Below are 20,415 nucleotides of genomic sequence, written 5' to 3'. Positions count from 1 at the left end.
GCCCGAGGATTATACCCCCTGTGGGCGCGAGCGCAGAGCCTTGTGCCATCAGGAAAGTTGCCCCGCGTCAATCAAGGACTGTCGAGAGTCTTATCGAATGAGCATGTCGTTACGTGACCAGTTGCTGAAAGCCGGGCTGGTCAGCGAGAAGCAGGCCAAGCAGGCCGGCAAGCAGAAGCAGAAGCAGCAGCGCCTGGAGCACAAGGGCCAGGCGGAGAAGGATGACAGCCAGCGTCAGGCGGCCCAGCAGGCTCAGGCCGAGAAGCAGGCCCGCGATGCCGAGCTGAATCGCCAGCAGCAGGAAAAGGCTGACAAGAAAGCCAGAACTGCCCAGATCAAACAACTGATCGAAGGCACCCGTCTGCCGAAGCTGGATACCGAGGACTACTACAACTTCGTCGACGCGAAGAAGGTCAAGCGCATTGCGGTGAACGACCTGATCCGCGACAAGCTCAGCCGCGGCAGCCTGGCCATCGTCAGCTACGACGGCCGCTATGAAATCGTCCCGCGTGACGCCGCGCTGCGCATCAAGGAGCGCGACGAACGCCGTATCGTGCTACTCAACGAGCCCAGTGGCGAGCCGGACGAGGACGATCCGTACAAGGACTACGTGGTGCCCGACGACCTCATGTGGTGAGGTCGCCCGGCCGGACTTCAGGCCGGATTCAGTACCACCCTTGCGAAACGCGCTTGCGCCGCCAGCGGCGTGATGGCGTGCAGACGATCCAGCCGGAGCTCCCGGCTGGCGTCGTCCACCCGCACTTCCAGATACTCCTCCAGCACTCCATCCGTACTTCGCCGCGTGTGCGTGGTGAAGGCCTGGGCGTCGAACACCAGGCCGTCACGCAACTCGATACGCAGCCAGTAGCGGTAGAGGCAGGCGATCTCCAGGTAATCGTGGAGATCGCAGTGCAGCGGTCGGTAGGTATCCATGCTGCTGGGCATGCCCTTACTTCAGGTCCGCGATGGCGGCGCCGAAGTTCAGGTGCAGCACCTGGCCATCGACCACCAGGGCGGGCACCGACTTGACCCCGGCGGTCTCGGCTTCGGCGATGCGCGGCGACTGCTCGCCCAGATGCACGACTTCCACTTCCCGGTTCAGCAATGGCAGCAGCGTGCGTTCGGCTTCGACGCAGACGGGGCAACCGGCGTGGTAATAGACGGTTTTGCTCATGACCCTTCTCCTGAGTAGTTATGTATCGAATCGATACCATTTCAGTCTGCAAGTGGAGAGTGGCTTCTGTCAAACTGGTTTTTGATCGATACTATCTATCGGGAGGATGAGCCCATGACCGATACGACCCTGTACGACTACCTCGAACGCATTGCCAGCCTGATGCGCGCCTGGGCTCGGGAGCAGCCGCTGATGGCCGACCTGCAGCCGATCCAGCTGAGTGCGCTGAACTACCTGGCGCGCTGCAACCGTTATTCGAATACGCCGCTGGCGGTTACGGACTTCCTTGGCCTGACCAAGGGGACGGTGTCGCAGTCGCTGAAGGCGCTGGAGGCCAAGGGGCTGATTCGCAAGCGCCCGGATGCGCAGGATCGGCGCAGCGTGCACCTGGAACTGACGGAGGAGGGACGGGGGCTGATCGAGTCGCTGGTGCCGCCGGCTTTCCTCAGCCGTGCGCAAGAAGCACTGGGCGAACGTAGCGAACTGCTGGTGACGCTGCTGCGCGAACTGCTGGCGACCATTCAGCGCCAGGAGAACGTGCCGGGCTTCGGCCTGTGCCGTACCTGCCGTTTCCACCAGAAGTTGGACGAGGGCTCGCTCTGCGGGCTGACCGGTGAGCGACTGGAGCCCCGTGAAGGCGAGTTGATCTGCCGCGAGCACGCCGAGCCTGAACAGACAGCGTGAATCGACCCACTCTGCACCATTGCTTTTCGTAGGAGCGAGCTTGCTCGCGAACAGGACTTCCCGGCGAATTCAGCGTCAAACGCTGCGCGAGCAAGTTTGCTCGCACCGAACGCGGATCGCAGTGGTGCCATTATGAAAAAGCCGGGCATTTGCCCGGCTTTTTCATGCCACGTCGATAGTGCTATCAGAAGCGATAGGTCATCTGCGCGGTCAGACCATGAGCGCTGTTGTCGTACTTGGCGCTGTAGGCGGGCTGCAGCTCCACGCCAGCCAGGTTCTCGCCGTTGGGCTGGTTCACGCCGGCGGTGGATTCCCACAGGTAGGCATAGGCGAAGTCGAAGGTCATGTCGGCGTTCGGCGAGTAGCCGGCACCCAGGGTGAAGATCTTGCGATCGCCCACCGGGATACGCACGTTACGGTGCTCGTTGGTGGTCGGCGACGGGTCGTAGGCGAAGCCGGTACGCAGCACCCACTGGTCGTTGTACTGGTAGGAAGTACCGATGGCGGCCGACCAGGTGTCATGCCAGCTGAGGTCTTCACCGATGGTGGCGAAGTTCGGCAGCGGCGGGTTCTCGTTCTGCACCTCGATGGACTGCAGACGGCTCCAGCGCGTCCAGGTGGTGCCGCCATAGACGGTCCAGCGGTCATCCAGCTTCTGGGTGATCGACAGGTCCACGGACTCAGGCAGGGTGATGTCCAGGCTGGCATCCATGCGCTTGTCGAACAGGCCCATCGGGGAGCCGGATACGGTGGTGTGGCCTTCCAGTTCGTACTTGACCTTGGAGTGATAGGTCGCGCCCAGGGAGGTCATCTCGGTCGGGGTGAACAGCACGCCGACGTTGAAGCCAGCAGCGGTGTCGTCGCCCTTGATGCTGATCTCGGTGTCATCCGGAGCCCCGAACAGACCCTTGGTGGCCAGGTTGTTCTCCAGCTTGCCGTCGATACGGTTGAAGGTCGGGCCGAAGCCGACGGAGACCATGTCGTTGAACTTGTAGCTGATGGTCGGCTGGACGGTGATCACTTGGACCTTGCTGTAGGAGCCGTGGTAACGGCCCTGGAAGCTGCCTTCGTAGTCGTTGATGATGCCGTAGGGCACGTAGATGCCCAGGCCGACGCTGACCTTGTCGTCCAGCGGGGTGGCAATGTAGCCGAAGGGCACGGCAGCCAGCGGGACGGAGTCGCCCTTGTTGGTGCCGGTGGCGGCGCTGTGGGCCTGGCTGATGTCGTCCTTGGCATCGACAATGGCGAGACCGCCACTGATTTCGGTGCGCTTGAGCTTGGACATGCCGGCCGGGTTGCCGTAGATGGTGCTGGCGTCGAGAGCGGAGGAGGCACGGCCTGCGTAGGCGGTACCGGCGCCGCTGGCGCTTTGCTCGTTGATGGCGATGCCGTTGGCCAGGGCCTGGGCAGAGGCGGCGCTAATGGTCAGAGCGAGCGTGGTCTTGAGCCATGTTGTTTTCATTGTTAGAGCAACTCCTGTGTTGATCGGCGCGCACGCTATCAAGATTCGAAAGTCTTGGGTAGTGCCTGGAAAACGCTCTACTTTGGGCTTTATAGCTCAAACAAGCGTTCTATCGGCGTCGTCGCCGTTCGTCGCGATGAACAAAAAAATCTGACCGATCGGTCATTCGAGGACTTCAGGCTCCGCTCAGGCCACCTGGCTGAGATTTCCGACGTAGCTGTGCCAGGCGTCGACGAAATCGTGCAGGCGTCCATGGGGCTGGAAAACCCGACGCCAGACCCGGGCCAGGCCCAGGGGATCGTCGGCGTGGGGCAGGGGGATGCGCTCGGCCTCCACCATCATCCAGGCGATGGCGGTGCTGTAGCGCAGGTTGACCGTGAGTTCCAGATGCGGGGCATCGAGGAAAGCGTGCTGACTGGCCAGCCCGCGAACCCGGCTAGCCAACTCCGGGTCGCAGGCCAGATAGCAGTCCCAGAGGGTCTGGTGACGGCTTTCACCGATGCGGTACAGCCCGTGGCCATGGCTGTCGCCCAGCGCACTCCCCAGCGCCGATTGACAGGCTGCCGCCCCCAGCAGCAGCGCTTCCGCCGCGACACTGTGCCGCCCCAGATAGAGCAAGGTGGGCCGGATTACGTAGTGGCACAGGTCGTTGGCAGCAATTCCCATGACATCCTCGTCCTCGGTGACCGGCGGGGCGGGGCGACTTGGCAGCTTCTAGTGATTTTCCTGGCCCCGCCGGAAGCGGACTTAGCCGCTCGATTTGAAGTGTAGTGCGATAATTATGCTGTAAAGGCCTGTTTTTAAATTGTTTTGATGGCGCCGGAATAATCCATATTCCGTCCGGAAATTAGATGCTGGACGGCAGCTCGGGCATCGCCTCGAGTTTTTCCTCGGCCTCCACGTGCCCCTGGTCGGCGGCGCGCTGGTACCAGAGGCGGGCCTGTGCCGGGTTCTTCGCCACCCCTCGGCCCTTGGCGTAGCCCTCGGCCACGGCGAACTGGGCATCCACGTCGCCCTGCTCGGCGGACTTCTTGTACAGCGCGAAAGCCTTCTTGTAGCTGCGGGTCACGCCGGTGCCGTTCTCGTACATGATCGCCAGGTTGTATTCGGCGTCCTTGTCGTTCTGGTCGACCGCCTTCTGGTACCAGTACACGGCCTTCTCCGCGCTCTGCTCCACTCCGTCGCCGCTGTCATAGGCGTTACCCAGGTTGTACTGGGCGCAGGCGTGCCCCTGTTCCGCGGCCTTCTGGTACCAGTACGCAGCCTGCTCGTAGTTCTGCTCGAACTCGTCGCTGCCGGCGTCGTACTCCAGGCCGAGGCTGTACTGCGCGGTGGCGTGGCCGGCGTTGGCCGCCGCTACCAGTTCGTCGCCATAAAGGTCGGACCACTGGTCGGTGATCGAGCAGGGCGTAGCCTCCAGGGTGGCGGCCTGGGCCGGCGTAGCGGCCCACAGGCACAGCAGCGCGCTGGCGAGCAGGGTGTGGCGAAGACGGGTGGACATGGATTCACTCCTTTGAAAAATGGGCATGAGTCTGACGCATGCCCGGTTACCTATCCATCGGAACGCAGGTACGTGGCGTGACCTGCATTCCGTTCTGGTTGCGGGATGGTTCGTCAGTCGCCCTTGGCCACCGGACGCTTCGCATCGGTGATCCATTCACTCCAGGAGCCGGCGTACAGGCGGCCCAGCGGGTAGCCGGCCAGGCTCATGGCGAACAGGTTGTGGCAGGCGGTGACGCCGGAGCCGCAATAGGCCACCAGGTCCTGCGCCGGGCGACCGCGCAACAGGCTGGCGAAGCGCTGGTGCAGGTGCTCCGGGCGCAGGAAGCGGCCGTCGCTGCCGAGGTTGTCGGTGAAAGCCGCGCACTGGGCGCCGGGAATGTGCCCGGCGACCGGGTCGATAGGTTCGACTTCACCGCGGAAGCGCGGCAGCCCGCGGGCGTCCACCAGCGGCAGGTCGGGTTCGCCCAGGCGTTTGCCGAGGGCGTCGGCGTCGATCAGCAGGCTGTTGTCCGGCTTGCCCTGGAAGTCGCCGGGGCGCACGGGCGTCTCGGCGGTGGTCAGGCGCAGGCCGGCGGCGCGCCAGGCGCCGAGGCCTCCGTCGAGCAGGTAGACGCCCTCGCGCTTGCCCAGCCACAGCAGCAGCCACCAGGCGCGGGCGGCGAAGGCGCCGGGGCCGTCGTCGTAGAGCACCACTTCGCTTTCCGCGTTCAGTCCCCAGGTGCGCAGGCGCTCCAGCAGCTGCTGCGGGTTCGGCAGCGGGTGGCGGCCGGTCACGCCGGGGACGACGGGCGCGGAAAGGTCCTTGTTCAGGTCGGCGAAGTGGGCGCCGGGAATGTGGTTTTCCTGGTAGCTGCGCGCCCCGTAGGCGGGATCGTCGAGGGAGAAGCGACAGTCGAGCAGGACGAGGTTCGGGTCATCGAGGCGGGCGGCCAGTTGCTCGGGCGTGAGCAGGCGGGCATGGGTCATGGGCGCATTCCTGTGTCGTGACGGGGCTTGGGCGCATCATAAGGCTTGTATCGCGAACAAGTTACTGTCGGTAGGGAATTGGCGAAAATGCACAACCTGCAATCGGAGCCGCGCAAGGCCGGCCCGCTGCGCGTCGCCCTGGTGGGCCTGGCGACCGTTCTGATTACCCTGGGCTACAGCGTCCGTGTGCTGGCGCTCGGCGCCATTGGCCGGCTGCGCCGCAGCAAGGTCGACGGCTTCACCCGCGACTGGTCGGGCAGCCTGCTGAGGCTGACCGGCGCGCGCCTGAGCCGTCACGGCGAGGTGCCGGACTTCGGCGATGGCCGCCGCTACATGATCCTCTGCACCCACTCCAGCTTCTACGACATCCCGGCGATCTTCGTGACCATGCCCGGATCGATCCGCATGCTGGCGAAGAAGGAGCTGTTCTCCGTGCCGATCTGGGGCGCGGCGATGCGTGCGGCGGAGTTCCCGTCCATCGACCGGCACAACCGTCACCAGGCCATGGCGGACCTGGCCAAGGCGCGGGAGATGATGGAAAGCGGCATCGTGCTCTGGGCCGCGCCCGAGGGCACGCGCTCCAGGGATGGCAAGCTGCAGCCGTTCAAGAAGGGCTGCTTCCGTCTGGCGCAGCAGACCGATGCGATCATCGTTCCGGTGGCTATCCGTGGCATCCAGCAACTGCTGCCGGCTGGTGGCCTGAAGCTGAACCTCGGCATGCCGGTGGAAGTGCACGTCGGCGCGCCGATCGACTCCACCGCGTTTTCCGAGGAAGGCGTGGATGCCTTGATGGCCGAGGTGCGCGGGCGCATGCAGGAGCTGCTGGAGCCTTCCGCCGCGCCCGCCCGGACGCCTGCCCACGAGGAGCAGACGCCGGCCTGAGGCGGAACCCTCAGTGCAAGGTCAGCCGGCCGATGCGGTCGTTCTCCAGGCTGCCGAGGTAGAGGGCATCGCCCACCGGCTTGGCTGAGGTAACCATGCGCAGGTGCTGGCCGCTGGTGTCGTGCAGGCTGCGGACGATCTCGCCCTTCTCGTTCAGCGCGATCACCAGGCCATAGGGCACCGGCTTGGGCAGGAAGGCGCGCGGCAGCTTGGTCAGCTGGCGCTTGAGCCAGGGCAGTTGCTGGATCAGGTCGGCGTCGGCCTTGCGCGGCGAGGGCAGGGCGACCCAGAAGGTGCCCTTGCGATCGCCTGCGAGGTTGTCCGGCAGCCCCGGCAGGTTGTCGATGAAGACCTCATGCTGCCCGGCCTTCTCGCCTTTGAGCCAATAACGGGTGATGCGGTAGCGATAGGTTTCGTTGACCAGCACGAAGTCCTCGTTCTGCGACAGCGCCACGCCGTTGGCGAAATACAGGTCCTTGAGCAGCGTTTCGGTCTTGCCGCTGGTCGGGTCGTAGCGCAGCAGACGGCCATGGGGACGGGCTTCGAGCAGGTCGAGCAGGTAGTCCGGCTGGTGGAAACGGCTGGATGCGTCGCTGAAATAGATGCGTCCATCGCTGGCAATGTCCAGATCGTCGGTAAAGGCGAAGGGAATGCCGTCAGCCGAATCGGTGAGCACGCGAATCCTGCCCTGCGGATCGACCTGCAGCAGACCCTTCCAGGCGTCGGCGACGATCAGGTTGCCGGTCTTGTCGAATGCCAGGCCCAGCGGTCGGCCGCCGGTTTCGACGAAGGTTTCCGCCTTGCCATCCGCGCCGATGCGCACGATACGGCCATCGGCAAGTCCGGCGAAGATGCGCCCCTGGCTGTCCACGGCAGTGTCTTCCGGCCCGACGATCTGCCCCTGGGCGATCAGTTCGGCCTTCATCAGGGTGTCGTTGGGCTCCATCACGCCGGTCATCGCTGGGGCCTTGGGCGGCGTCCAGGCCAACGGGTCGATGGGACTGGGGGTGAGCGCCAGGTAGACGGCCAGGGCGGCGACCAGCAGGCCGAGCAGCCCGAAAAGCTTCTTCATGGGGAGTTGCCTTATTGTTGTTATGGGGCGGGCTCAGCCTAGTCGCTGCACTGGGCGCGACACAGACCGATAGCCGAGCGGAATGCTCGCACATCCTGCATCTCTATATAATGCGCGCACCGAAACGAAGGAGATGTTCGTGACCGCTCTCGATATTCAGTGGATTCGCGACGATGCCAGCCTGGTGCGCAAGTGCCAGGACTGGAAAGAACTGCCGTACCTCGCGCTCGATACCGAGTTCATGCGTGTCGATACCTTCTACCCCGGCGCCGGCCTGGTGCAGGTGGGCGATGGCAGTGGCGTATGGCTGATCGACCCGCTGTTGATCCGCGACTGGTCGCCGTTCGCCGAAGTTCTGGAGGCACCCTGCGTGGTCAAGGTGTTCCACGCCTGCGGCGAAGACCTCGAAGTCTTCCTGCGCCTGACCGGAAGCCTGCCGCAGCCGCTGTTCGATACCCAGCTGGCCGCCGCCTACCTGGGTATGCCGCACTCGATGGGCTACTCGAAGCTGGTGCTGGAAATCCTCGGAATTGATCTGCCCAAGGACGAAACCCGCTCCGACTGGCTACAGCGCCCGCTGACCGAGATGCAGGTGCGCTACGCCGCCGAGGACGTGCAGCACCTGGCCGAGGTCTACGTGAAGCTGGCGCCGCGCCTGAGCGACGAGAAGCTGCAGTGGCTGCTGGCCGACGGCGCGGACCTGACCGCCAACCAGACCCGCGTCAGCGACCCGCAGGAGGCTTACCTCGATGTGAAGCTGGCGTGGAAGCTCAATCGCCAGCAACTGGCCGTGCTGCGCGAGCTGTGTGCCTGGCGCGAAGAGCAGGCGCGGCTGCGCAACCAGCCGCGCAACCGCGTGCTGCGCGAGCACACCCTGTGGCCGCTGGCGCGCTTCCAGCCCGCCGACAAGGTTGCTCTGGCGCGCATCGACGACATGCACCCGCGTACCGTGCGCCAGGATGGCGATACCCTGATCGCACTGATCGCCCACGCGGCGAAGCTGCCGGAGGCCGATCGCCCGCAGACACTGCCCGAACCGCTGCCGCGCGAGGTCACGCCGGTGCTCAAGCAACTGCGCGAAGTCGGCCAGAAGGAGGCTGAGCGTCTGAACATGGCCCCCGAGCTGATGCTGCGCAAGAAGGTTCTCGAAGCGCTGCTCAAGACTGGTTGGCCGAACGGCCCCTACCATCTGCCCGAATCGCTGCAGGGCTGGCGCCGCGAGCTGATGGGCCAGGCCCTGCTGGACAGCCTCGCCGTCCAGACCCACGAATAACGCGGAAGACACACCATGAAACGCATCTGCTCCATCTACAAGAGTCCGCGCAAGAACGAGATGTACCTGTACGTCGACAAGCGCGAGGCGCTGACCCGTGTACCCGAAGGGCTGATCGCCGCGTTCGGTCCGCCGCAGCACACCTTCGACCTGGTGCTCAGCCCCGAGCGCCAACTGGCCCGCGAGGACATCAACAAGGTCCTGGAAAACATCGAGAAGCAGGGGTACCACCTGCAGATGCCGCCGGCCGAAGAGGAGTACATCGAGCACCTGCCCGAGGAGCTGCTGCGGATGAACGATCCGCTCTGACCCCTCGCTCGCGCGCAACACCCTTCGAGCCGCGGACGGGCGCAGTGCTGGCACTGTGCAAGTTCGCGGCTTGAGCGCATTATGCGTGGAGAAAAGGGTTCAACGGAGCGGAACGCTTGGTCTCTGGCTGTGTCTATAGCCGCCTGTCTTCCCTGAACTACTACCGAACTCCACGGGAAGCTCTCCTAAAGCGAGTCCAGATGCGCCAGCCGGAAACGTTCCACCGATCCAAGCGAAGGGCCTGAGTCATGCGCCTTCTCGTTCTTGATCGTGACCATGCCCTCTACGCCGCCCTGATCATGGCGGCGGAACCGCGGATTACGGTGATTTCCGGCGACAAGCCGGACAAACTCCTCGAAGCCGCCGCCGAGTGCCCCGTCTGGCTCGCCCAGCCCGATTTTGCCGCGCAGCTGCTGCGCCAGGGCGTACACCCGGTGTGGATCCAGTCCAGCTGGGCGGGCATCACCCCGCTGCTGGCGGACGACCTGCCCAAGGACTACGCGCTGACCCGCGCCGTGGGCATTTTCGGCCAGGTCATGACCGAATACCTGCTCACCTATCTGCTCGCCCATGAGCGGCAGATGCTCGGCCGCCTGGCCAGCCAGGTTGGCGTGCAGTGGGATGACCGCCTGCCGGGCACGCTCAATGGCCGCCAGGTGCTGATCGTCGGGACCGGCGAGATCGGCCAGGCGGTGGCGCACATGCTGGCGCCGTTCGGCGTGGAGCTGGTGGGCGTGGCGAAGAATCCGCGGTCGCTGCTGCCATTCAGCCGCGTGGGCGCGCTGGAAGACCTGCCGCGCCTGCTGCAGACTGCCGACTATGTGGTGAACCTGTTGCCCGACACGCCGCAGACCCGCGATATCTACAACCTGCCGCTGTTCAACCGGATGAAGCCGACCGCGCTGTTCATCAACGCCGGGCGTGGCACCTCGGTGGTCGATGCTGATCTGGTGTCGGCGCTGGAGGCCAACCAGATCGCCGGGGCGGTGATCGATGTTTGCCGCGAAGAGCCGCTGCCGCCGCAGCATCCGTTCTGGCACACGCCTCGCCTGCTGCTGACCGGCCACACTGCCGCGCCGACGCTGCCGGGGCCGCTGATCGAGCTGTTCCGCGACAATCTCGCGCGATTCTGGGCCGGCCAGGAAATGCGCGGCGAGGTGGATTTCACGCGAGGCTACTGATCGCCGCAGACATGAAAAAGGCCCCGTTCGGGGCCTTTTTCTTTGGCTCTGGTAGGAGCGAGCTTGCTCGCGAAGCGCATGGCACTGTGATGTGTCTGTTCGCGAGCAAGCTCGCTCCTACGAAAAGCATTCAGAGCGAGAAATCGCCCTCGGCGACGATTTCCGCCAGCGGGCGGCGGGCGTTGGGCACTTCGCGGGCCTGCAGGCTCTCGGAGAGGATCGACTTGTCGCCCAGCTTGCCGATGGCGATCACCGCGTGGATTTCATGGTCCGCCGGCACCTTCAGCTCGCTACGCGCCAGATCGCGGTCGAAACCAGCCATGCCGTGGGTGTGCCAGCCGGCCAGGCTCGCCTGCAGCGCCAGGTAGCCCCAGGCCGAGCCGGTGTCGAAGCTGTGCCAGAGCGCCGGTTTCTCTTCGGTCGAGCCGGGCGGAGCGAAGGTGGTCTTGGACAGCACGACCACCAGCGCCGAGGCGTTCTGCGCCCAGCCGCGATTGAATTCGCCCAGCAGGTTCAGATAGCGTTGCCAGTTCGGCGTGTCGCGGTGCGCGTAGAGGAAGCGCCAGGGCTGCGAGTTGAACGAGGAGGGCGCCCAGCGCGCCGCTTCGATGAAGCTCAGCAGGGTGGCCTCGGGAATGGCTTCGCCGCTGAAGGCGCGGGGCGACCAGCGATTGATGAACTGCGGGTCGATGGGGTGCTCGGCAACGCGGGGATTGGCGCTCATGGTGGCTCCTGTGACTGCTTGGGATATGCCGATGGTGCCGTGGACGGCCGGGCATCGCGGTGGGAACGGGCGGCGTGGCTGCGCTCGGCAGCTGACAGGTCGCGCGGCTCTGGTGGGGAGCAGGCGGACCGGGCCCGTGGCGCGCTCAAACTAACCAGCGCGGCGCGCTCTGGCAAGCACCTCGCGGTCAATGGTCGCCTGCGCTTGGCCTGGAGGCTCCACGGGCTTAGACTTTGCGCCCCGTGAAACAGCCCCTGTACAAAAAATGGCCGCCAAAGTCGAACCCTTCTGGAAACGCAAGACCCTCGACCAGCTCGATCAGGACGAGTGGGAGTCGCTGTGCGACGGGTGCGGCCTGTGCTGCCTGCAGAAGCTGGAAGACGAGGACGACGGCAGCGTCTACTACACGCGCATCGCCTGCAAACTGCTGGACCTGAAGACCTGCCGCTGCACCGACTACGCCAACCGCCGTGCCACGGTGCCCGACTGCATCCAGCTCACGCCGGCCCAGGCCAACGAGTTCCAGTGGCTGCCGCCGACCTGCGGCTATCGCCTGGTCTCCGAGGGCAAGGACCTGCCGCTGTGGCACCACCTGGTCTGTGGCGACCCCGATGCCGTGCACCACGAACGTATCTCCCAGTCCGGCCGCATGCTTGCCGAGGGCTCTGTGGCCGAAGACGACTGGGAAGAGCACCTGATCTTCCGCGCCGGCTGATCTCGCTCAGCGCGGCAGCGCGGCTCATGTCGAAACGCCAGCCGACCCTGACGACCCCGGCGGGTCGCCGAAACTGAAGTAGCCGCAGCACGGGCAGGTGTAGAGCATCAGCGATTGCCTTCGATGCCCAGCACCTTGAACAGGAAGGCGTACTCCAGCGCCACGTCCTTCAACCCCTGGTAGCGGCCGCTCATGCCGCCGTGGCCGGCGCCCAGGTCGGTCTTGAGCAGCAGCAGGTTGTCGTCGGTCTTGCTGACCCGCAGCTTCGCCACCCACTTGGCCGCCTCCCAGTACTGCACGCGGCTGTCGTTGTAGCCGGCCACCGCCAGCAGCGCGGGATAGTCCTGGGCGCTGACGTTCTCGTAGGGCGCGTAGGCGCGGATACGGGCGTAGACCTCCGGTTCCTCCGGGTTGCCCCATTCGTCGTATTCGGTGACGGTCAGCGGCAGGTCGGGGTTGAGCATGCTGTTGAGCACGTCGACGAAGGGCACCTCGGCAATGGCGGCGGCGAACAGCTGCGGGCGCTGGTTGAGTACCGCGCCGATCAGCAGGCCGCCGGCGCTGCCGCCGCTGATGGCCAACTGCGCCGGGCTGCTGTAGCCCTGGGCCAGCAGGTGTTCGGCGCAGGCGATGAAGTCGCTGAAGGTGTTCTGTTTGTATGCAAGCTTGCCGGCGCGGTACCAGGCTTCGCCCAGCTCGCCGCCGCCGCGCACATGGGCGATGGCGAAGATGAAACCGCGCTCCAGCAGGCTCAGGCGGGCGTGGGAGAACCAGGGGTCGAGGCTTTCGCCGTAGGCGCCGTAGCCATAGAGGTAGAGCGGCGCGGGCTGGCCGCGGGCGATGTTTTCCAGCACGTCGCGGCGGCCGACGAGGCTTATCGGCACCTGCACGCCGTCGGCGGCGGTGGCCCAGAGACGGCGGCTCTCGTAGGCGTCGGCGTCGAACGGGCCTTCCACCGGGGTTTCCTTCAGTACCTTCTGTTCGCCGCTGGAAAGCTCCAGCTGGCGAATCTGCGCCGGGCGGTTGAGCGCCTCATAGCGCAGGCGGATCACCGGGCTGTCGAACTCCAGGCTGTCCTGCACGTAGAGGTTGTAGGCGGCGTCGGGCAGTTGCACGCGGTGTGCCGGTTGGTCCTGCGGCTGCACCTCGACGATCGGCAGGCCACCTTCGCGCAGGCTCAGGGTCAGGGCGCTGGCGCTCAGGGTGAGGCCTTCGAGCATCACCTCGTCGCGGTGTGCGATCAGCGTCTGCCAGTGTTCGCGGGTCGGTTGTGCTTCGCTGGCGTGATAGAGGGCGTAGTTGATGCCTTCCTGGTTGCTGCGGATCAGCCAGGCCCATTCCCCGTTCAGGCGGCCGTGGTCGGGGTAGTACTCGTGGTCTTCCTCGCGCGGTGCCAGGCAGACGAAGTCGCCGTCAGGGGTGTTGGCGTCCAGTACCCAGGCTTCGCTGGTGGTCTTGCTGCCCAGCAGAAGGATCAGCTGGCGCTCGGAGCTGGCGCGGTAGCAGTGCAGGAAGAAACGCCCGTCGCGCTCCTCGAAGACCTGTTCCGCACCGCTCTCGCCCAGGCGATGGCGGTACAGCTTGTGCGGGCGGTGGGTGTCGTCCAGCTCGCCGAAGAACAGGGTGCGGTTGTCGTTGGCCCAGGTCAGGCTGCCGTCGCAGTCCTCGAAGGGCAGGACGGTGACGCTGCCGTCGGCCAACTCCTTCACGTAGAGGGTGTAGATCTCGTCGCCGCTGGTATCCAGGCTGTAGGCCAGTTTCGAATGATCGGGACTGATGCTGAAGGCGCCGACCGACAGGAAGCCGTCGCCGGCCAGGGCGTTGGGATCGAGCAGCAGTTGCTCGGCGGCTTCATCCACCGTCAGCGAGCCGTCGGCCGGACGCGGACAGCGGTAATGGCGCGGGTACTCGTCGCCGGCGGTGGTGCGCTGGTAGTACAGCCAGGGGCCCCAGGGCGTGGGCAGCGAGAGGTCGGTTTCGCGGATGCGTCCTTTGATCTCCTGGAACAGCGTTTCGCGCAATTTCGTCTGAGGAAGAAGCTGATCCTCAAGGTAGGCATTTTCCGCTTTCAGATAGTCGAGGACGTCTTCGGCATCGCGGTTTTCCAGCCAGGCATAGGGATCGGCGGCGGCCTCGCGGCGGGCGATGGGGGGCTGACGGTCGGTCATGGCGACTCCTTACGTGGCGGGCATGGATGACGCCCGGCTGCGCACCCATGGGGAAAAGCGGCTATCATAAGCCCCCCTCTGCCGCTATCGCACGTACGCGCATGAACGAACACGATTACCTGATCGCCTGGGGCGCCTATCTGGGTGCCGGCCTCGGCCTGACTCTGGTCTGGTTCCTGATGACCGGCTGGATGTGGCGCTGGCTGCGCGAACCCCTGCGGGTGATCGTCATCGTGCTGCTGTTCACCCCGACCCCGGTGGACCCGGCGAACAACCTGTACGCCCCGGCCATCGCCATCACCGCGCTGGACGTGGTGTTCAAGGTTGGCAACAACGCCTGGCGCGCGGTCTCGGACCTTGCGCTGGTGCTGCTGGCGGCGTTCGGCGTTTACCTGCTGTTCGTGCTGGTTCGCTGGCCCATCGAGCGGGCGCTGAAGAATCGCCGCAAGACACCGGCGCCGGAAGACGAGCCGACCCTGCGCAAGCTGATGCAGCCGGAGCTGATGCCCGACGTGGATACCCGCACCGACGAGCGCGGCGACCGCCGCATGCGTATCGAGCCGCGCCTGTAGAATCGCGCCTTGCGTCCTGACCGACACGCGTCCAGCATGAACTGAACGGCCTTTCGAGGAGTTCCCATGGACTGCGTGTTCTGCGCCATCGCGGCCGGTCGCGTGCCGGCCCACGTTCTCTGCGAAGACGAGCATTTCATCGTGCTGCTGGATATCTACCCGCTGCGGCCCGCGCATCTGCTGGTGGTGGCACGGGAGCACGTGACCTTCCTGCACCAGCTTTCGGAAGGCGCGCAGCAGAACCTGATGCCGCTGGCCGATCGCATGCAGCGTGTACTGCGCCGGGCCGGTTACGGCCGGATCGGCATCAACCTGCTGGTCAACGATGGCCCTGCGGCCAACCAGCATGTTCCACATTTTCACCTGCACCTGATTCCGCGTGAGTTGAACGATCTGCCGGCCATGGTGCTGCGCTTGCTCACACGTTTCCTGCCGCTGGGGCGGCGCAGGATGCACAATCGCCTGGAACGCGAGCTTCATCAGCTGCGCGAGGCACTGTTGGAGGAGAACTGATTCATGTGCGAGTTGCTCGGCATGAGCGCCAACGTCCCGACGGACATCGTGTTCAGCTTCACCGGGCTGATGCAGCGCGGCGGCGGCACCGGTCCGCACCGTGACGGCTGGGGTATTGCTTTCTACGAAGGACGCGGGGTGCGCCTGTTCCAGGATCCGTCGGCGAGCATCGACTCGGAAGTGGCGCGCCTGGTGCAGCGCTACCCGATCAAGAGCGAAACGGTGATCGGCCACATTCGCCAGGCCAACGTCGGCAAGGTCTGCCTGTCCAATACGCACCCCTTCGTGCGCGAAATGGGCGGGCGCTACTGGACCTTCGCCCACAACGGCCAGCTCGCCGATTTCCATCCCGAGCCGGGGCTGTACCGCCCGGTGGGCGACACCGACAGCGAGGCGGCCTTCTGCGACCTGCTCAACCGTGTGCGCCGCGCCTTCCCTGAACCGGTGCCGGTGGAGGTTCTGCTGCCGACGCTGGTCCGCGCCTGCGCGTCCTATCGTGAACAGGGCGTGTTCAACTGCCTGCTCAGCGACGGGGACTGGCTGTTCACCTTCTGCAGCAGCAAGCTGGCCTGGATTACCCGCCGCGCACCGTTCGGCCCGGCGCGCCTGAAGGATGCCGACCTGACCGTCGACTTCCAGTCCGAAACCACGCCCGACGACGTGGTGACGGTGATCGCCACCGAGCCGCTGACCGACAACGAGAACTGGACCCTGATGCAGGGCGGCGAGTGGATGCTCTGGTGGCGCGGCGAGATCGTCGACCAGGGACGTATCTGACGCGACTTGCGCGCATCCGTGCGACGCAGGCCCGGACCCGACGGGCGCCTTCGCCGACAATCGGCAGCGCCTTGGGGGCGATTCCAATAAGACAAGAACGAAGGGGGAGAAGATGTTGCGCAGCTACATTCGCATGGTGCTGTTCGCGCTGGGCCTGATGGTGGCGGTACAGGTGCCGGGCTTCATCAAGGACTACACCCAGCGCATCGACGCCCATCGCATCGAGGCCGCCCAGGCGCTGCAAGGCTTCAAGGACACCTCCGGGCAATTCTTCAAGGGCGATCTGAATGCGCTGGTGGCGCATTATCGCGGCAGCCCCGACCCGATATTCCAGCGTGATGCCGACAACATCGAGCGTCTGTTGCGCCGCGCCCAGTTGTTCGATAACGAGTGGCGTGCCATGCAGGGCAGCTGGTTCCAGCGCGCCTGGCACATGGTGCTGGCGCCGAATGCCGAGCTACTGCAGGAGACGTACGCGAACTACCGCTACCAGGTGGTGCTGGAGCCCGAGGCGATTGGCTGGGGCCTGGCCGGTGGCCTGGTGCTGGCGTGGATCGCCGAGGTGCTGATGGCATCGCTGGTGGCGTTGGTCGGTCTGGGCGACAACCGCCGTGCATCGCGCCGGCATTGGAACTGATGCCTGAGGGCTTGTCGTAGGAGCGGACTTCGTCCGCGATAGGTTCCGCTCTGTAGCGAATCGCGGGCGGTACGCAGGCGCAATGCCTAGGGTTTTTCCTGTGAGGACGGATTCTTCCGCGATGGATTTCGCGGACAAGGTCCGCTTGTGTCTGCCGACTTCGATAGGATCGAAGGTGAGAGCGACGGGAGGCAAGCTGCAGGTCCGCGGTGTTTGCAGCACGAGTAGGAGCCCAAGCTGCCTCCCGCCGTCCTCTGACCAAAGCCCGAACAGTTGAACGAGCCAAACCTCGAACCACAAGCGTGGGCAGTCAGAGTGCTCTCGCCGTGCAGTTTACGAGGGTTTGAGCATGACGTGTTGGGTAGGTATCGATGTCGCCAAGGACTCACTGGCCGTGTGGCTTCGCCCGCAAGGCAGGAGCTTGAGCGTGTCCAATGACGAAGTGGGGCATCAGCAACTGGTGGCGCTCTTCGCCGAGGAGAAGCCTGGCCGTATCGTGCTGGAAGCCACGGGTGGATATGAGCGGGCTGTCCTGCACACCCTGTCCCGCGCCGGCCACGCGGTATCTCGCCTGAACCCTACGCGGGTGCGGGCGTTTGCCACCGCCATGGGCAAGCAAGCCAAAACTGATCCCATCGATGCGGCCGTCCTGGCGCATCTGGCCCAGACGCTGGAAGAGGCGCCCAGCCAGCCCCTTTCACCGGAGCGCGAGCGGCTGCGAGAGCTGGTACAGCGTCGCGAGCAACTGGTTGGCCAGCGCGATGATGAGCGTCGACGTTTGCAGCAGGCCAAAGACGCCTTTGTCCGCGAATGCCTGACGGAGGCTATCCAGGCCCTGAAAGCCAGGATTCGCAGCTATGACGAGCAAATCGCCGACGCCATGGCGACGGTGGATGCCGAGCAAGCCCAGCAACTGGGCCAGGTCAAAGGTGTAGGGCCGGTAACTGTCGCCGGTTTATTGGCCTACCTGCCGGAGCTGGGGCAACTGAACCGGCGTCAGATCGCCGCCCTGGTCGGCTTGGCCCCCTACAACAGCGACAGTGGCCAGAAGTCGGGGCAACGTCGTATCCGCGGCGGGCGCGGCATGATTCGACGCATCCTGTACATGGCGACCTGGTCGGTCATCCGCTATCAACCAGACTTCGCCCTTCGCTACCAGCGCCTGCGCGAGAATGGCCGGTGTGCCAAGGTTGCGCTGGTGGCCTGCATGCGGGTGCTGATCGTGCGACTCAATGCAATGGTCCGAGACGGTACCTGCTGGAGAACAGGGATCGAGTAAAAGACAGTTGCTCCTACAATCGCCGGAAAGCGCGCTGCCCGCTCTTCGTAGGAGCGGATCTTATCCGCGAAGCTTTTGCTCTTCCCTGCCGCGGCTAGCGCGCCAGCGCTTCCTCCGGCGACTCGTGCCGGCGATAGGGGAACACGTCGATTACTTTCCCCGCGCGAATCTGTTCCTGCAAACCCTTCCAGTAATCCGCGTCGAACAGGTTACCGTGCAGCCGGGCGAACAGCCGGCGCTGCTTCAGGTCGACGAACAGGAAGCGCGGGAACTCCTCCGGGAATACGTCCATCGGCCCCACGGAATACCAGGGTTCGGAGGACATCTCGTCCTCCTCGTAGCGCGGCGGCGGGATGTGGCGGAAGTTCACCTCGGTCAGGTAGCTGATCTCGTCGTAGTCGTAGAACACCACGCGGCCGTGGCGGGTGACGCCGAAGTTCTTCAGCAGCATGTCGCCGGGGAAGATGTTCGCCGCCGCCAGTTGCTTGATCGCCAGGCCATAGTCGTTCAGGGCTTCCTCCACCTGCGCCTCGGTGGCGTGCTCCAGGTAGATGTTCAGCGGGGTCATGCGGCGCTCGGTCCAGCAATGGCGGATCAGCACCACGTCGTCTTCCAGCACCACGGTGGAGGGCGCCACCTCCAGCAGTTCGGCAAGGCAGTCCGGGTGGAACTTGCGCACCGGGAAGCGGAAGTCGGCGAACTGCTGGGTGTCGGCCAGGCGGCCGACGCGGTCGTGGTTCTTCACCAGCTGGTACTTCTGGATCACCGTGGCGTGGTCCACGGTCTTGGCCGGGTTGAAGTTGTCCTTGATGATCTTGAACACCACGTTGAAGCCCGGCAGGGTGAACACGCTCATCACCATGCCGCGCACGCCGGGGGCCATGACGAACAGGTCGTCGGTGGTCGCCAGGTGGTTGATCAGCGCGCGGTAGAACTCGCTCTTGCCCTGCTTGTAGAAGCCGATGGAGGTGTACAGCTCGGCGATGTGCTTGCCCGGCAGCAGGCGCTTGAGGAAGGCCACCAGCTCGGCCGGCACCGGCGCATCGACCATGAAGTAGGAACGGGTGAAGGAGAAGATGATCGAGACTTCCGCTTCGTCGGTGATCACCGTGTCGAACTGGATGCCGCGCCCTTCGTGGTGCACCAGCGGGAACACCAGCGGCCACTGCTCGTCCGGGGTGAACAGGCGGCCCACCAGGTAGGCGCCCTTGTTGCGGTAGAACACCGAGCCGATCAGCTCGACGGTGAGCGTCGGGTCCTTGCACACCCAGTCCGGCAGGCTGGCACGCAGCAGGCTGTCGATGCGCTCCAGGTCGCGCTCGCGGTCGTCGTAGTCCACGGCGAAGCGGTAGTCGTCGAAGATCTGCTCCAGGGTATGGCGCAGGTGGCCAGCGGGCCGGTACAGGCGGGTGTGCGGGTCGCGGGCGTGGGCGCGCAGGGACGGCCGGGTGGTGTGCACGAACATGGTGCCGTCGCTGATGTTGTCGTGGCTGAACAGGCCGCAGAAGATCGAGTTGAACCAGGTCTCCGCCAGCTCGTCGTCCAGCCGCGGGTCGATCAGGGTTATGTAGGCGCTCTTGGCGATCGGCCAGCGTTCCACGTCCACCAGGTCGATGTGGGCCATGGTGCGGGTCAGGCGTTCCACGGTCTCGGCGACCTTTTCCTCGTACAGGTTGATGCGCTCCGTCGAGGCCCGCTGCGCCTCCTGCCAGAGCGCCTGCTCGAAGCGCGCAGGCGCTCCGTCGGTGATCTGGTGGAAGCGTGCGCGGTAGTCGTCGAAGCCTTCGAGGATCAGGGTCGCGATCTCGGTCGCCGGCCAGTGCTGAGCCATGGGAGCGCCTCTGCGGAGTCTTGGTGCAGCGAGCTTAGCCACGCACAACGGGGAACGAAAGGGCGAATTCGTACCGCTCGGCCCGGGGCAAGTTGCGTATGCTGGGCTGCCCTTGTTCCTTTAGATTAAGAGCCTTTGGTAGATGCCATGGCAAGGAGCCGCCACGATGGACACCCTCCGCATCGAACGCTGCACGGAGCAGCACATCAACGGGCTGACCGCCCTCTACAACGACCCCGCTGTGGCCCGTCAGGTGCTGCAGATGCCTTACCAGGCGCCGGAGCTGTGGCGCAAACGGCTGAGCCAGGACAGCGAGCGCCAGGTAACCCTGGTGGCGCTGCACCAGGACGAAGTAGTCGGTAGCGCCAGTCTGGAACAGTCCCCGCGCGTGCGCCGCAGCCATTGTGGCGCCATCGGCATGGGGGTGGCGGTCGCCTGGCAGGGTCGCGGCCTCGGGACGCGGCTGCTGGCGGAGCTGCTGGAGGTCGCCGACAACTGGATGAACCTGCGTCGCGTGGAACTGACGGTCTACACCGACAACCAGCCGGCCATCGCGCTGTACCGCAAGTTCGGCTTCGAGGTGGAGGGCGAATTGCGAGACTACGCCTTCCGCGACGGCGCCTTTGTCGATGTGCTGAGCATGGCGCGCCTGCGCAGGAGCTGAACATGGGATTTGAAAGTCAGCTGCGGGTG

Annotated in this window: 23 protein-coding genes; 13 read left to right on the top strand and 10 right to left on the bottom strand. The window is 65.1% G+C overall.

Translation table 11 applies throughout. The features are described from left to right. Positions 1–97: 97 nt before the first annotated feature. A complete protein-coding gene (locus tag O6P39_RS19955) occupies positions 98–637 on the top strand; it encodes a DUF2058 domain-containing protein (protein WP_275608175.1) in 540 nt (179 codons plus the stop codon). Positions 638–654: 17 nt separating this feature from the next. Here O6P39_RS19955 and O6P39_RS19950 read toward each other — a convergent pair whose 3' ends face one another. Together O6P39_RS19950 and O6P39_RS19945 are read right to left on the bottom strand one after the other, a co-directional pair. Further along, positions 655–933, bottom strand: coding sequence for a Rho-binding antiterminator (locus tag O6P39_RS19950; RefSeq protein ID WP_275611990.1), 279 nt, complete (start codon positions 931–933; stop codon positions 655–657). A 16-nt stretch (positions 934–949) separates the two neighbouring features. After that, on the bottom strand, positions 950–1,174 hold the full coding sequence (locus tag O6P39_RS19945) for a glutaredoxin domain-containing protein (protein ID WP_275608174.1): 225 nt from the start codon (positions 1,172–1,174) through the stop codon (positions 950–952). Positions 1,175–1,288: 114 nt separating this feature from the next. On the opposite strand from O6P39_RS19945, the gene O6P39_RS19940 reads away from it, so the two are divergent. Beyond that, positions 1,289–1,858 carry a MarR family transcriptional regulator gene (locus tag O6P39_RS19940; RefSeq protein WP_275608173.1) on the top strand — a complete coding sequence of 190 codons (570 nt, stop codon included), beginning with the start codon at positions 1,289–1,291 and terminating at the stop codon, positions 1,856–1,858. Positions 1,859–2,042: 184 nt separating this feature from the next. On the opposite strand, the gene O6P39_RS19935 is transcribed toward O6P39_RS19940, so the two are convergent. From O6P39_RS19935 to O6P39_RS19920, 4 genes are all read right to left on the bottom strand, one after another. After that, positions 2,043–3,320, bottom strand: coding sequence for an outer membrane protein transport protein (locus O6P39_RS19935; protein ID WP_275608172.1), 1,278 nt, complete (start codon positions 3,318–3,320; stop codon positions 2,043–2,045). A 186-nt stretch (positions 3,321–3,506) separates the two neighbouring features. Further along, complete coding sequence (locus O6P39_RS19930) at positions 3,507–3,986, bottom strand: hypothetical protein (RefSeq protein ID WP_275608171.1); 480 nt, start codon at positions 3,984–3,986, stop codon at positions 3,507–3,509. Positions 3,987–4,167: 181 nt separating this feature from the next. Beyond that, entirely contained in the window at positions 4,168–4,821 is a 654-nt protein-coding gene (locus O6P39_RS19925; protein ID WP_275608170.1) for a tetratricopeptide repeat protein, read from the bottom strand. Between the two features lie 113 nt (positions 4,822–4,934). After that, positions 4,935–5,789, bottom strand: a complete 855-nt coding sequence (locus tag O6P39_RS19920) for a sulfurtransferase (protein ID WP_275608169.1) — start codon at positions 5,787–5,789, stop codon at positions 4,935–4,937. Between the two features lie 87 nt (positions 5,790–5,876). Here O6P39_RS19920 and O6P39_RS19915 point away from each other — a divergent pair, with 87 nt between their 5' ends. Then, positions 5,877–6,671: a lysophospholipid acyltransferase family protein gene (locus O6P39_RS19915; protein ID WP_275608168.1), complete on the top strand. Its 795-nt coding sequence runs from the start codon at positions 5,877–5,879 to the stop codon at positions 6,669–6,671. Positions 6,672–6,681: 10 nt separating this feature from the next. Here O6P39_RS19915 and O6P39_RS19910 read toward each other — a convergent pair whose 3' ends face one another. After that, entirely contained in the window at positions 6,682–7,743 is a 1,062-nt protein-coding gene (locus O6P39_RS19910; protein WP_275608167.1) for an SMP-30/gluconolactonase/LRE family protein, read from the bottom strand. 139 nt (positions 7,744–7,882) lie between these two features. Here O6P39_RS19910 and rnd point away from each other — a divergent pair, with 139 nt between their 5' ends. From rnd to O6P39_RS19895, 3 genes are all read left to right on the top strand, one after another. Continuing rightward, on the top strand, positions 7,883–9,016 hold the full coding sequence (gene rnd, locus O6P39_RS19905; RefSeq protein WP_275608166.1) for a ribonuclease D: 1,134 nt from the start codon (positions 7,883–7,885) through the stop codon (positions 9,014–9,016). 15 nt (positions 9,017–9,031) lie between these two features. Then, a complete protein-coding gene (locus O6P39_RS19900) occupies positions 9,032–9,325 on the top strand; it encodes a YcgL domain-containing protein (protein WP_275608165.1) in 294 nt (97 codons plus the stop codon). A 248-nt stretch (positions 9,326–9,573) separates the two neighbouring features. After that, on the top strand, positions 9,574–10,506 hold the full coding sequence (locus O6P39_RS19895; protein ID WP_275608164.1) for a D-2-hydroxyacid dehydrogenase: 933 nt from the start codon (positions 9,574–9,576) through the stop codon (positions 10,504–10,506). Positions 10,507–10,636: 130 nt separating this feature from the next. Here the strand turns inward: O6P39_RS19895 and O6P39_RS19890 are convergent, their stop codons facing one another. After that, positions 10,637–11,230 (bottom strand): nitroreductase family protein, encoded by a 594-nt coding sequence (locus tag O6P39_RS19890; RefSeq protein WP_275608163.1) that lies wholly within the window; start codon positions 11,228–11,230, stop codon positions 10,637–10,639. A 265-nt stretch (positions 11,231–11,495) separates the two neighbouring features. Here O6P39_RS19890 and O6P39_RS19885 point away from each other — a divergent pair, with 265 nt between their 5' ends. Beyond that, positions 11,496–11,945: a YcgN family cysteine cluster protein gene (locus tag O6P39_RS19885; protein ID WP_275608162.1), complete on the top strand. Its 450-nt coding sequence runs from the start codon at positions 11,496–11,498 to the stop codon at positions 11,943–11,945. 107 nt (positions 11,946–12,052) lie between these two features. Here the strand turns inward: O6P39_RS19885 and O6P39_RS19880 are convergent, their stop codons facing one another. Next, positions 12,053–14,113 (bottom strand): S9 family peptidase, encoded by a 2,061-nt coding sequence (locus O6P39_RS19880; RefSeq protein WP_275608161.1) that lies wholly within the window; start codon positions 14,111–14,113, stop codon positions 12,053–12,055. Positions 14,114–14,214: 101 nt separating this feature from the next. Between O6P39_RS19880 and O6P39_RS19875 the strand changes: the two genes are divergently transcribed. The 5 genes from O6P39_RS19875 to O6P39_RS19855 all read left to right on the top strand — a co-directional run bounded on the left by O6P39_RS19875 (position 14,215) and on the right by O6P39_RS19855 (position 17,891). After that, a complete protein-coding gene (locus tag O6P39_RS19875; protein ID WP_275608160.1) occupies positions 14,215–14,685 on the top strand; it encodes an MFS transporter in 471 nt (156 codons plus the stop codon). A 66-nt stretch (positions 14,686–14,751) separates the two neighbouring features. Then, entirely contained in the window at positions 14,752–15,198 is a 447-nt protein-coding gene (locus tag O6P39_RS19870; protein WP_275608159.1) for an HIT family protein, read from the top strand. 3 nt (positions 15,199–15,201) lie between these two features. Next, positions 15,202–15,975, top strand: a complete 774-nt coding sequence (locus O6P39_RS19865) for a class II glutamine amidotransferase (protein ID WP_275608158.1) — start codon at positions 15,202–15,204, stop codon at positions 15,973–15,975. 112 nt (positions 15,976–16,087) lie between these two features. Continuing rightward, entirely contained in the window at positions 16,088–16,612 is a 525-nt protein-coding gene (locus tag O6P39_RS19860) for a DUF2937 family protein (RefSeq protein WP_275608157.1), read from the top strand. A 349-nt stretch (positions 16,613–16,961) separates the two neighbouring features. Continuing rightward, positions 16,962–17,891 carry a transposase gene (locus tag O6P39_RS19855; RefSeq protein WP_275608156.1) on the top strand — a complete coding sequence of 310 codons (930 nt, stop codon included), beginning with the start codon at positions 16,962–16,964 and terminating at the stop codon, positions 17,889–17,891. Positions 17,892–17,985: 94 nt separating this feature from the next. Here O6P39_RS19855 and aceK read toward each other — a convergent pair whose 3' ends face one another. Then, the gene (gene aceK, locus O6P39_RS19850; RefSeq protein WP_275608155.1) at positions 17,986–19,722 is read right to left on the bottom strand and encodes a bifunctional isocitrate dehydrogenase kinase/phosphatase; all 1,737 of its coding nucleotides are present in this window, start codon (positions 19,720–19,722) and stop codon (positions 17,986–17,988) included. Positions 19,723–19,888: 166 nt separating this feature from the next. Between aceK and O6P39_RS19845 the strand changes: the two genes are divergently transcribed. Then, entirely contained in the window at positions 19,889–20,386 is a 498-nt protein-coding gene (locus O6P39_RS19845; protein ID WP_275608154.1) for a GNAT family N-acetyltransferase, read from the top strand. Positions 20,387–20,415: the final 29 nt, after the last annotated feature.

The organism is Pseudomonas sp. PSE14 (assembly GCF_029203285.1).
GTDB lineage: Bacteria > Pseudomonadota > Gammaproteobacteria > Pseudomonadales > Pseudomonadaceae > Pseudomonas.
This window is presented reverse-complemented; position numbering and strand designations above follow the sequence as displayed.